Origin of the sequence: Acidovorax sp. SDU_ACID1, assembly GCF_045291395.1 — a bacterium.
Lineage (GTDB): Bacteria > Pseudomonadota > Gammaproteobacteria > Burkholderiales > Burkholderiaceae_C > MR-S7.
This window is the reverse complement of the sequence record NZ_CP152342.1, coordinates 2,005,487-2,017,478: the sequence shown is the minus strand read 5'-3', so window position 1 is coordinate 2,017,478 and position 11,992 is coordinate 2,005,487. Positions and strand designations below refer to the sequence as shown.

The 11,992-nt window shown below is 69.6% G+C and carries 12 protein-coding genes; 10 read left to right on the top strand and 2 right to left on the bottom strand.

Features of this window, described 5'->3' with window-relative positions; genetic code table 11:
- Nucleotides 1-10: 10 nt before the first annotated feature.
- Complete coding sequence (locus AAG689_RS09920; protein ID WP_406625792.1) at nt 11-1,036, bottom strand: LacI family DNA-binding transcriptional regulator; 1,026 nt, start codon at nt 1,034-1,036, stop codon at nt 11-13.
- Nucleotides 1,037-1,225: 189 nt separating this feature from the next.
- Here AAG689_RS09920 and AAG689_RS09915 point away from each other — a divergent pair, with 189 nt between their 5' ends.
- From AAG689_RS09915 to eda, 7 genes are all read left to right on the top strand, one after another.
- Complete coding sequence (locus tag AAG689_RS09915; protein ID WP_406625791.1) at nt 1,226-1,783, top strand: gluconokinase; 558 nt, start codon at nt 1,226-1,228, stop codon at nt 1,781-1,783.
- A complete protein-coding gene (locus AAG689_RS09910) occupies nt 1,780-2,298 on the top strand; it encodes a TRAP transporter small permease (protein ID WP_406625790.1) in 519 nt (172 codons plus the stop codon). Before AAG689_RS09915 ends, AAG689_RS09910 begins: the two co-directional genes overlap by 4 nt.
- Nucleotides 2,299-2,310: 12 nt before the next feature.
- A complete protein-coding gene (locus tag AAG689_RS09905; protein WP_406625789.1) occupies nt 2,311-3,591 on the top strand; it encodes a TRAP transporter large permease in 1,281 nt (426 codons plus the stop codon).
- 95 nt (nt 3,592-3,686) lie between these two features.
- Nucleotides 3,687-4,697: a TRAP transporter substrate-binding protein gene (locus AAG689_RS09900; RefSeq protein ID WP_406625788.1), complete on the top strand. Its 1,011-nt coding sequence runs from the start codon at nt 3,687-3,689 to the stop codon at nt 4,695-4,697.
- Nucleotides 4,694-5,428 (top strand): SDR family oxidoreductase, encoded by a 735-nt coding sequence (locus AAG689_RS09895; protein ID WP_406625787.1) that lies wholly within the window; start codon nt 4,694-4,696, stop codon nt 5,426-5,428. Before AAG689_RS09900 ends, AAG689_RS09895 begins: the two co-directional genes overlap by 4 nt.
- A gap of 27 nt (nt 5,429-5,455) precedes the next feature.
- On the top strand, nt 5,456-7,273 hold the full coding sequence (edd, locus tag AAG689_RS09890; protein WP_406625786.1) for a phosphogluconate dehydratase: 1,818 nt from the start codon (nt 5,456-5,458) through the stop codon (nt 7,271-7,273).
- A complete protein-coding gene (gene eda, locus AAG689_RS09885; protein WP_406625785.1) occupies nt 7,264-7,902 on the top strand; it encodes a bifunctional 4-hydroxy-2-oxoglutarate aldolase/2-dehydro-3-deoxy-phosphogluconate aldolase in 639 nt (212 codons plus the stop codon). The genes edd and eda overlap by 10 nt, the downstream gene beginning before the upstream one ends.
- 64 nt (nt 7,903-7,966) lie before the next feature.
- Here the strand turns inward: eda and AAG689_RS09880 are convergent, their stop codons facing one another.
- Nucleotides 7,967-8,887: a LysR family transcriptional regulator gene (locus AAG689_RS09880; RefSeq protein WP_406625784.1), complete on the bottom strand. Its 921-nt coding sequence runs from the start codon at nt 8,885-8,887 to the stop codon at nt 7,967-7,969.
- A 144-nt stretch (nt 8,888-9,031) separates the two neighbouring features.
- On the opposite strand from AAG689_RS09880, the gene AAG689_RS09875 reads away from it, so the two are divergent.
- From AAG689_RS09875 to benD, 3 genes are read left to right on the top strand one after another with little or no spacing between them, the layout of a single operon-like run.
- The gene (locus AAG689_RS09875; protein WP_406625783.1) at nt 9,032-10,207 is read left to right on the top strand and encodes a muconate/chloromuconate family cycloisomerase; all 1,176 of its coding nucleotides are present in this window, start codon (nt 9,032-9,034) and stop codon (nt 10,205-10,207) included.
- A 50-nt stretch (nt 10,208-10,257) separates the two neighbouring features.
- A complete protein-coding gene (gene catA, locus AAG689_RS09870) occupies nt 10,258-11,193 on the top strand; it encodes a catechol 1,2-dioxygenase (protein ID WP_406625782.1) in 936 nt (311 codons plus the stop codon).
- A 25-nt stretch (nt 11,194-11,218) separates the two neighbouring features.
- A complete protein-coding gene (gene benD, locus AAG689_RS09865) occupies nt 11,219-11,992 on the top strand; it encodes a benzoate diol dehydrogenase BenD (protein WP_406625781.1) in 774 nt (257 codons plus the stop codon).

Genomic DNA, 11,992 nt, shown 5'->3' with positions numbered 1-11,992 from the left:
TTTTTTGCTTTCAGGTGCTTTGGCGCACGATCAGCTCGTAGTCCAGCTCCACGCACGCCGGGCCGGGCAGGGTGCCGCGCATCAGGCCCAGGAGCATGTCGGCGCCGGCGCGGCCGACCTCGCTGCGCGGGGTGCGGATGGTGGTCAGCGGCGGCACCATCTGGTCGCTGCCGGCCAGGTCGTTGAATCCGGCGATGGCGATGCGCCCCGGCACCGCCAGGCCCAGGCGGTTGGCCGCTAGCAGGCCGCCCTGGGCAATGTCGTCGTTGCAGAAGAAGACGGCATCCATGTCCGGCATGCGCTGCAGCATCTCCTCGAACAGGCGCGCGCCCAGCGCGATGGACGAACGCTCGGGGCTCAGCATTTCCAGGCGCGGGTCGTACAGGCCCGCCGCGCGCAGCGCCTGGCGGTAGCCCTCGGCGCGTTGCATCACGCGCGGGTCGAGCTGCGCGGCGCAGAAGGCGACGCGCCGGCGGCCGCGCTCCAGCAGATGGCGCGTGATGGTGGCACCTGCCTCCACCTGCGAAAAGCCCACGCAGGCCACGCCGGGCGCGTGGCTGGTTTCCATCAGGTGCACGCAAGGCACGCCGCTGCGCACGATGAGCTGGCGCGCGGCCTCGCTGCGGTCGAAACCCGTCACCAGCAGGCCAGCAGGGCGGTGGGGCAGGTAGGTGCGCAGCAGCAGTTCTTCCTCCGCGCCGTCGTAGTGCGTCACGCCGATCAGCGGCTGGTAACCCTCGGGGAACAGCGTGCGGTGCACGGCCTCCAGCAGGTCCACGAACAGCGCATTGGACAGCAGCGGCACCAGCACCAGCACCTGGGTGCTGCGCTGCGAGGCCAGCGCCCGGGCGGCCGGATCGGGCACGTAGCCCAGGCGCTCGGCGGCTTCGTGCACGCGCCGGGCCAGCTCGGGATCGACGCTGCGCTCGCCGCGCAGCGCGCGCGAGGCGGTGATGGGGCTGACGCCCGCGGCGCCGGCCACGTCGTTCAGGGTGGTGCGGCCGCTGGAGCGGCGGGAGCGGCGGGTCACGGTCACAGGGTAAATCCGGAGTGTATGCCTGTGATTGTCACTTAAGATAGCGCTACCTTTCACCGGGTTTTTGCGGATCACAGTCTTTTCATCAGCTGTGGACCTTCAGAACACTGCTCTGCGAGGCCTTTCGAGGGGTGCAAGTACATGGCTGCGGCGTTGCCCCCTGGGGAGACGCCGCTTTTTTGAACCTTTATGGATAGCGCTATCTTGAAAACACCGCTTTCCGCCATCGTGGTCATGGGCGTCTCCGGCTGCGGTAAATCCAGCGTCGGTGCAGCGTGCGCCGACGCCCTGGGCTGGACGCTGCACGAGGGCGATGCCTACCACGCGCCCGAGAGCATCGGCAAGATGCGCGCCGGCACGCCGCTCACCGACGCCGACCGCGCCGGCTGGCTGGACCGCCTGGCCGCGCTGCTGGCGCCCGCGCATGCGGGGCAGGGCGTGGTGCTGACCTGCTCGGCCCTGCGCCGCAGCTACCGCGACCGCCTGCGCGCGGCCCAGCCGGGCCTGGGCTTTGTCTTCCTGGAGCTGGACTACGCACAGGCGCTGGCGCGCGTGCAGGCCCGCGCCGGGCATTTCTTTTCCCCGGCCCTGGTGGCCGACCAGTTCGCCACGCTGGAATCCCCGGCGGGCGAGCCCCAGGTGCTGGCGCTGGACGCCACGCGCCCCGTGCAGCAACTGGTGCAGGAGACGGTCCGCTGGCTGCGGGCCCCGCACGACACCCTTTCCCCGACAGGAGCCAGCGCATGAGCGATCCTTCCCACGCACCGGCCGGCACGCGGCGCAAGCCGCTCGTGCAGCGGCTGGCCGAGCATTTCATGGTGCTGGCGCTCACCGGCATGGTGGCGGCGGTGTTCGTCAACGTGGTGCTGCGCTACGTGTTCAACACCAGCATCGTTTCCTACGAGGAAATCTCGCGCCTGCTCTTCGTGTGGCTGGTGGCCGTAGGCTCCATCGTCGCGGCCTGGGAGGGCAGCCACCTGGGCTTCGACATGCTGACCTCGCGCGTCGGCTCCAAGGCGCGCGCGGTGCTGTTCTGGGCCACGCAGGCGCTGGTGCTGCTATGCATGGGCCTGCTGCTCTGGGGCTCGTGGGACCAGGTGGTCGCCGGGCTGGACAGCCGCAGCACGGTGCTGGGCTACCCGCTGGCCCTGGGCGCGGCCGCGACGCTGGTGCTGGCCGTGGGGCTGCTGGCGGTGCTGGTGCGCGACGCGCGGCGCGGCCCGCAGGCACCGGTGCATGGCGATGCGCTCGACATCGAATAAGGAGCGCATCCCATGCTCGTGACCTTCATCTTCCTCTTCGTGCTGATCGGCGGCATGGTGATCGGCATGCCGATCGCCCACGCCCTGGTGCTCACCGGCGTGGCGCTGATGTGGCACCTGGATTTCTTCGATGCGCAACTGCTCGCGCAGAACCTGCAGGCGGGCTTCGACAACTTCCCGCTGCTGGCCGTGCCGTTCTTCATCCTGGCCGGCGAGCTGATGAACGCAGGCGGCCTCTCGCGCCGCATCATCGACCTGGCGGGCGCCTTCGTGGGCCACATCCGCGGCGGCCTGGGCTACGTGGCCATCGGCGCGGCCGTGCTGCTGGCGTCGATGAGCGGCTCGGCCATCGCCGACACCGCCGCGCTCGCCACCATCCTGCTGCCGATGATGCGCGACCAGAAGTACCCCGACAGCTACGGCGCGGGCCTGCTGGCCTCGGGCGGCATCATCGCGCCCATCATCCCGCCGTCGATGCCGTTCGTGATCTACGGCGTGACGACCAACACCTCGATCAGCAAGCTGTTCCTCTCGGGCGTGGTGCCGGGGCTGATCATGGGCGTGTTCCTGATCTTCGCGTGGTGGTGGATCGCGCGCAAATACCAGCTCGCCAGCGGCAAGCGCGTGGGCTGGGGCGAGCGCATGAAGGCGCTGGTCTACAGCTTCTGGGCCATGATGATGCCGGTCATCATCCTGGGGGGCCTCAAGGGCGGCATCTTCACGCCGACCGAGGCGGCCGTGGTGGCGGCGGTCTATGCGCTGTTCGTCTCGATGGTGGTGTACCGCGAGATGAGCTGGGCCCGGCTCTACGCGGTGTTCCTGAACGCCGCCAAGACCACCGCGGTGGTCATGTTCCTTTGCGGCGCCGCAACGGTGACGGCCTACATGATCACGCTGGCCGACCTGCCCAACATGCTGGCCGAGAGCTTTGCCGGCGTGCTCGGCAACCCCATGCTGTTCATGGCGCTGATGATGCTGTTCCTGCTCGTCGTGGGCACGGCCATGGACCTGACGCCCACCATCCTGATCTTCGGCCCGGTGTGCGCGCCGCTGGCGGTCAAGGCGGGGATCGATCCGGTGTACTTCGGCTTCATGTTCATCTACGTGGGCTGCATCGGCCTCATCACGCCGCCCGTGGGCACGGTGCAGAACGTGGTGGCCGGCGTGGGCCGGCTGCGCATGGAAACCGTCATCAAGGGCACTACGCCGTTCCTCATCGCCTACGTGCTGCTCGCGGTGCTGCTGGTCATCTTCCCGCAGATCGTGACCGCGCCGCTGAAGTGGATGCACTAGCAAAAAGATAGCTTCCAGCGCTTGCCAGTCAAGCTCTGGAGGCCAAAAACACTCTCTATTTCTTTCCCCTCACCACACAACCCAAGGAGATACCCATGCGATTCCAATTCGTTCTGGCCGGTGCGCTGGCCGCACTGGTGGCCGCAGGCGCCGTGCAAGCCCAGGACTTCAAGCCGCGCATCGTGCGCTTCGGCCACGGCCTGGTCGACGACTCCAACCAGGGCCGCGCCGTGCGCTTCTTCGCCAAGGAGGTCGAGAAGGCCACGGGCGGCAAGATGAAGGTGCGCGCCATCGGCAACGCCTCGCTGGGCTCCGACATGCAGATGCAGCAGGCGCTGATCGGCGGCGCGCAGGAGATGATGGTCGGCTCCACCGCCACGCTGGTCGGCATCGCGCCGCAGATGGCGCTGTGGGACACGCCCTTCCTCATCAACAACACCAAGGAGGCCGACGCGCTGCTCGACGGCCCCGTGGGCGAGAAGGTCAAGGCTACGCTGGACGCCAAGGGCATCGTGGGCCTGGTGTATTGGGAGAACGGCTTTCGCAACCTCACCAACAACAAGCACCCGGTCGCCAAGCTGGAAGACATGAACGGCATCAAGCTGCGCGTTATGCAGAACAACGTCTTCCTCGACAGCTTCAAGGCCTTGGGCGCCAACGCCGTGCCGCTGCCGTATTCCGAACTGTTCACCGCCATGGAAACCCGCGCCGTGGACGGGCAGGAGAACCCGTACAACACGGTGCTCTCCGGCAAGTTCTACGAGGTGCAGAAGTACCTCACGGTGACCAACCACGTCTACAGCCCCTGGATGGTCTCGGTCAGCAAGAAGTGGTGGGACACGCTCACCCCCGCCGAGAAGAAGGTGCTGCAGGACGCCGCCATCAAGAGCCGCGACTTCGAGCGCAAGGACACGCGCGACGAGGCCGCCAAGGCGCTGGCAGAGCTCAAGCAGAAGGGCATGCAGGTCAACGAGCTCTCGCCCGCCGAGGCCAACCGCATGCGCGAGAAGCTCACCAGCGTGCACGCCTCCGTGGCCAACGCCGTGGGTCAGGACCTGTGGAAGCAGACCCAGGACGAGCTGGCCAAGATCCGCGCCGCCAAATGAGCGCCGCCCGCATCGCCTGGGTGACCGGCGCGGGCACCGGCATCGGCCTGGCCGGCGCCGAGGCGCTGGCTGCCGACGGCTGGACGGTGGTGCTCTCCGGCCGGCGCGAGGACGTGCTGCAAGAGGCCTGCGCCGCCATCACCGCGCGCGGTGGCCGGGCCGAGCCCCAGGCGCTCGACGTGGCCAGCAGCACGGCGGCCGAGGAGGGCGCGCGCGCCATCCTCGCGCGCCACGGCCGCATCGACCTGCTGGTCAACGCCGCCGGCATCAACGTGCAGGCCCGCAGCTGGGCCGACTGCAGCGCCGCCGACTGGGACCGCGTGCTGGACATCAACCTCAAGGGCACCGTGCACACCATGCGCGCCGTGCTGCCCGCCATGCGCGCGGCGGGCGCGGGCACGGTGATCAACGTGGCCTCCTGGGCGGGGCGCTTCGTCTCGGCCATGCCCGGCGCGGCCTACACCACCAGCAAGACGGCCGTGGCCGCGCTCACGCACGAATTCAACGTGGAGCAGTTCCGCCACGGCCTGCGCGCGTGCTGCCTGCTGCCCGCCGAGGTGGCCACGCCCATCCTGCTGCAGCGGCCCGTGCCGCCGTCGCCCGAGGACATGGCCCGCATGCTGCGGCCCGAGGATCTGGGGCGTACCATCGCCTTCGTGGCCGGCATGCCGGCGCACGTGTGCGTCAACGAGGTGCTGATCAGCCCCACCTGGAACCGCATGTTTCTCTGACAAAAAGCAGGAAGGAACGCCCCACGCATGACCCTCCACCCCACCGTCGAAACCGTCACGCGCCGCATCCGCGAGCGCAGCGCCGCCACGCGCGGCGCCTACCTGGAGCGCCTGGACGCCATGGCCCGCCGCCCGCGCGCCAGCCAGAGCATGGGCTGTGCCAACGTGGCCCACGCCTTCGCGGGCCTGCCCGCCAACGACAAGCTGCGCGTGGTGGCCGAGCGCGCGCCCAACGTCGGCATCGTCACCGCCTACAACGACGTGCTCTCGGCCCACGCGCCGTTGGCGCGCTACCCCGACGTGCTCAAGGACGAGGCCCGCCGCCACGGCGCCACCGCGCAGGTGGCCGGCGGCGTGCCCGCGATGTGCGACGGCGTGACGCAGGGCGCGCCGGGCATGGAGCTGTCGCTCTTCAGCCGCGACGTGATCGCGCAGTCCACGGCCATCGCGCTGACGCACGACGTGTTCGACGCGGCCCTGATGCTCGGCGTGTGCGACAAGATCGTGCCTGGCCTGCTCATCGGCGCGCTGCATTTCGGCCACCTGCCCACGGTGTTCGTGCCCGCGGGGCCGATGACCTCGGGCCTGTCCAACAGCGCCAAGGCCAAGGTGCGCGAGCAGGCCGCGCAGGGCCTCGTCGGCCGCGCCGAGCTCCTCGACGCCGAGATGGCCGCCTACCACGGCCAGGGCACCTGCACCTTCTACGGCACGGCCAACAGCAACCAGATGCTGCTGGAGGCCATGGGCCTGCACGTGCCCGGCACGGCCTTCGTCAACCCCGGCGAGGCCGAGCGCGAGCTGCTCACGCGCGAGGCGCTGCGCACCGTGCTCGGCAGCGCGCAAGGCCAGCGCTTCGCACCCATCGGCCGTGTGGTGGACGAGCGCTGCATCGTCAACGCCATGGCCGCGCTGCTGGCGACGGGCGGCTCCACCAACCACCTGATCCACTGGGTGGCCGTGGCGCGCGCGGCGGGCATCGTGATCGACTGGGACGACTTCTCCGCGCTCTCGGCCGTCGTGCCGCTGCTGGCGCGCGTCTACCCCAACGGCAATGCCGACGTGAACCAGTTCCAGGCCGCGGGCGGCCCCGGCTACGTGATCCGCGAGCTGCTGGACGCGGGCCTGATGCACGCGGACGTACTCACCGTGCGCCCCGGCGGCCTGCGCGAATACACGCGCATCCCGCGCGTGGAGCAGGGTACCCTGGCCTGGCATGACGCCGGCGCCAGCGGCGACGATGCCGTGCTGCGCCCCGCCGCCGCGCCGTTCAGCGCCACGGGCGGACTCAAGCTGCTCGCGGGCAACCTGGGCCGTGCCGTCATCAAGGTGAGCGCCGTGCCCGAAGACCGCCACGTGGTCGAGGCGCCCGCGCGCGTGTTCGCTTCGCAGGCCGAATTGCAGACCGCTTTCCACGCCGGTGAACTCGACCGCGACGTGGTCTGCGTGGTGCGCTGGCAGGGCCCGCAGGCCAACGGCATGCCCGAGCTGCACAAGCTCACCCCGCCGCTGGCCGTGCTGCAGGGCAAGGGATTCAAGGTGGCGCTGGTGACCGACGGGCGCATGAGCGGCGCATCGGGCAAGGTGCCCGCCGCCATCCACGTCTCGCCCGAGGCGCACACGGGCGGGCCTCTGGCGCGCGTGCGCGACGGCGACGTGATCCGCCTCGACGCCGTGGCCGGCACGCTGGAAGTGCTGGTGGATGCCGCCGAATGGCAGGCGCGCGTGCCCGACACGATGTCCGCTGCTCAAGACCAGGACAACGCCCACGGCCTGGGCCGTGAACTGTTTGCCGGATTCCGGCGCAACGCGCTCAGCGCGGAAGAGGGGGCCTGCACATGGCTGTGACTGCATTGACCGCGCTCCAGGTGATGCGCGACGCGCCGGTGATCCCGGTCATCGTCCTCCACGACGTGCGCCACGCCGTGCCCATGGCCCGCGCGCTCGTCGCGGGCGGCATCCGCATGCTGGAAGTCACGCTGCGCACCCCGCAGGCGCTGGACTGCATGCGCGCCATCGCATCGGAAGTGCCCGAGGCCGTGGTCGGCGCAGGCACCGTGCGCAGCCCCGCCGACGCCGAAGCCGCCGCCCGCGCGGGCGCGCGCTTCGCCGTCAGCCCCGGCTTCACGTCCGCCGTGGGCCGCGCCTGCCGCGACCAGGGCCTGCCGCTGCTGCCGGGCGTGGCCACGGGCAGCGAGATCATGGCGGCGCAGGAGGAAGGCTACGCCGCGCTCAAATTCTTCCCCGCGCTGCAGGCGGGCGGCGCGGCCATGCTCAAGGCATGGAACGGCCCGTTCGGCGACGTGGTGTTCTGCCCCACGGGCGGCATCGCGCCGGGCAATGCGGCCGACTTCCTCGCGCTGCCCAACGTGGCCTGCGTGGGCGGCTCGTGGCTGGTGCCGGGCGACGCGCTGGCGCAGGGCGACTGGGCGCGCATCACGCAACTGGCGCGCGAGGCGGCCGCGCTGCGGGTTTAGGTGAAATAGGGCTCTAGCGCTTGTCTGGCAAGCGCCGGGAGCTATGAAAAGAGAAGCAATCCACTCAGCCTTCCGGCGACCCCAGATGTGAGATGAAGGGCGGGTTCTGCGCATACATCTCGGCGATCAACTGCTTGACGGCCGCGATGTACCAGGAATCGTCGTTGAGCCGGTGGCTCAGGATGATGGGCGACGTGGCCCGCTCGTCGTCGATGAGCCGGTAGACCAGATCCGTGCGCAGCCGCGCGGCTGCGGGCACGATGCACACGCCCATCTCGGCGGCGACCAGGCCGAGCGCGGCCTGCAGCTCGCGCACCTCGTGGATGTCGGTGGGCTGGATGCCCTGGTCGTGCAGCAGGCCGAGGACGTGATCCGCATAGCTCGGGCGCGGCTCCTTGGGGTAGACGATCAGGCGCTGATCCGCCACCGCCCGCAGGTCGATGCGGCGGTGCTCGGCCGCCAGCGGCGAGGTGGGCGCCATCGCCAGCACCAGCCGCTCCTCGCTCAGCACCGTGCGCGACACGGAGCTGTCGTTGGTGCGCAGGCGCCCGAAGCCCAGGTCGATGCGGCCGGACTTGAGCTCCTGGATCTGCTGGATCGAACCGAGCTCGACCAGGTGGACGTCGGTGTGCGGGTAGCGCTGGCGCAGCATGCGCACCATCACCGGCAGCCCCCCGTAGAGCGTGGAGGCGACGTATCCGACCGAGATCGACTGCCGCTGGTTGCTCCCCACCTGCCGCGCGGCGTTCTTCATCTGCTCCACCCGGTGCAGCACCTGCAGCGCCTGCTCGTACACCACCCGCCCCGCCTCCGTCAGGCGCACTGGGCGGCTGTTGCGCTGGATGAGCTGCACGCCCAGTTCATCCTCCAGTTGCTGGATCTGGCGGCTCAGCGGTGGCTGCGCGATGTGCATCTGCTCGGCGGCGCGGGTGAAGTTGCGGGTCGTGGCGACGGCCACGAAGTAACGCATCTGGCGCAGATCCATCAGGGAAAACCATATGACTTGGGAATCTATGGATTCTAAGTCTTTGTTTTTACATGCCTAATCCTTGCTCGATACCTATTAGGTATAGATGTAGATCAATTTGGTGTTGGCCCGCACCGGGGGCTGCGTCGTCCAATGCGGGCCATGCAAAACCCCCATCGCCCACAGCACCCTACCGGCTCCGTCGTCGTCGACCAGGTGGAGACCCTGCTGCTCGACCTGCCGACGATCCGCCCGCACAAGCTGTCCATGGCGACCATGAACGGCCAGACGCTGATGCTGGTGCGCGTGCGCTGCTCGGACGGCACGGTGGGCATCGGCGAGGGCACGACCATCGGCGGCCTGGCCTACGGCGCCGAGTCGCCCGAGGGCATGAAGCTGGCCATCGACACCTACTTCGCGCCGCAGATGGTGGGCGCGGACGCCAACCGCGTGCCCGCGCTGATGGCGCGCCTGAACCAGACCATCCGCGACAACCGTTTCGCCAAGTGCGCCGTCGAGACCGCGCTGTACGACGCGCTCGGCCACCGCACGGGCCTGCCTGTCTCCGAACTGCTGGGCGGCCGGCTGCGCGACCGCCTGCCCGTGGCGTGGACGCTGGCCTCCGGCGACACGGGGCGCGACATCGAGGAGGCGCAGCGCATGCTGGAGACGCGCCGCCACCAGATCTTCAAGCTCAAGATCGGCCGCAAGCCGGTGCGCGACGACGTGGCGCACGTGGCCGCCATCAAGAAGGCGCTGGGCGACCTGGCCTCGGTGCGCGTGGACGTGAACATGGCCTGGAGCGAGCTGCAGGCGCACCACGGCCTGGCCGGGCTGGTGGATGCGGGCTGCGAGCTGGCCGAGCAGCCGGTGGCGAGCAGCGACGCGCTGGCGCGCCTCAAGGGCCGCTATCCGATCGCGGTCATGGCCGACGAATCGCTGACTGGCCCTGCCAGCGCCTTCGGGCTGGCGCAGGTGGCGGGCGCGGACGTGTTCGCCATCAAGACCGAGCAGTCCGGCGGCCTGCGCGCGGCGCAGCAGGTGGCTGCCATTGCCGATGCGGCGCACATCGAGCTGTATGGCGGCACCATGCTGGAGGGCGCGGTCGGCACCATCGCCTCGGCGCACGTGTTCTCCACCTTCCGCGAGCTGCAGTGGGGCACCGAGCTGTTCGGCCCGCTGCTGCTGACCGAGGAGATCCTGGCCACGCCGCTCGAATACAAGGATTTCCACCTGACGGTGCCGGCGGCGCCGGGGCTCGGGATCGCGCTGGACGAAGACCGCGTGCGGCATTTCCGCCGCGACGGCCGGCGCGTCACCGTCGGGCCTGCGGCCTGATGCCGATTGCCAAGACTTTCCACGAACCACACCACGACAAGGAGACCGCGATGAGCGTCCATATCTTCAACACCCAGGAAGTCCAGGACTTCCTGCGCCTGGCCAGCGGCCTGAACCAGGAAGGCGGCAACCCGCGCGCCAAGCAGATCATCCACCGCATCCTGTCGGATCTGTACAAGGCCATCGAGGATCTGGACATCACGTCCGACGAATACTGGGCCGGCGTCGCCTACCTGAACCAGCTCGGCGCGCGCGGCGAGGCAGGGCTGCTGTCGCCCGGGCTGGGCCTGGATCGGTATTTCGACATGCGCATGGATGCCGCGGACACCGAACTGGGCGTCGCCAATGGCACGCCGCGCACCATCGAAGGGCCGCTGTACGTATCCGGCGCGCCCGTGGCGCAGAGCTTTGCGCGGCTGGACGACGGCAGCGACACGGCGGGCCACACGCTCATCATGCACGGCACCATCTATGGCGCGGATGGCCAGCCCTTGCCCGGCGCACAAGTGGAAGTCTGGCACGCCAACACCAAGGGCTTCTATTCCCACTTCGACCCGACCGGCGAGCAGAAGCCATTCAACATGCGCCGCACCATCATCACGGATGCGCAGGGCCGCTACCGCTTCCAGAGCATCGTGCCCATGGGCTACGGCTGCCCGCCGGACGGCCCCACACAACTGCTGCTGAACCAGCTCGGCCGCCACGGCAACCGCCCGGCGCACATCCACTTCTTCGTCACGGCCGACGGCCACCGCAAGCTGACCACGCAGATCAACATCGACGGCGATCCGCTGGTGTACGACGACTTCGCCTACGCCACCCGCGAGGGCCTGGTCCCGCCGCTGGCCGAGCGCACCGATGCGGCCAGCATCCAGGCCAACGGCCTCGAAGGCCCGTTCGCGGAGATCGTGTTCGACATGAAGCTCAGCGCGCTGGTGAACGGCGTCGACAACCAGATCGTCGACCGCCCGCGCCTGGCGGCCTGATCCCTTGCCCGTAGAGGAAACCCGCATGAACCAGCGATTCGAAGGCAAGACGATGGTCGTCACCGGCGCCGCCCAGGGCATCGGCCGAGGCGTCGCGCTGCGCGCCGTGGCCGAAGGAGGCAGGGTGCTGTTCGTCGACCGTGCCGACTTCGTCGCCGAAGTGGCCGCCGAGGCAGACTGCGAGCGCGCGGTCGGCTTCATCGCCGACCTCGAGACCTACGAAGGCGCCCGCTCGGCGATGGCGTTCGCCGCCGAGGCTTTCGGCGGCATCGACATCCTGATCAACGGCGTGGGCGGCGCCATCCGCATGCGCCCGTTCGCCGAATTCGAGCCGCAGCAGATCGATGCGGAAATCCGCCGCTCGCTGATGCCCACCCTGTACGCCTGCCACGCGGTGCTGCCGCATCTGCTGCGGCGCGGCGGCGGAACCATCGTCAACGTCTCGTCGAACGCCACGCGCGGCATCCGCCGCGGGCCGTATTCGGCGGCCAAGGGCGGCGTCAACGCGCTCACGCAGTCGCTGGCGATGGAGTACGCCGAGCACAACATCCGCGTCGTCGCGACCGCGCCGGGTGGCACCAACGCGCCGCCGCGCCGGATCCCGCGCAATGCCGCCGGCGACAGCGCGCAGGAACAGGCGTGGATGGGCGAAGCGGTGCGGCAGGTGACCGAATCGACCTTCTTCAAGCGCTACGGCAGCATCGACGAGCAGGTCGGGCCGATCCTGTTCCTGGCCTCGGATGAGGCGGCCTACATCACCGGCTCCGTGCTGCCGGTCGCGGGCGGGGACCTGGGGTGA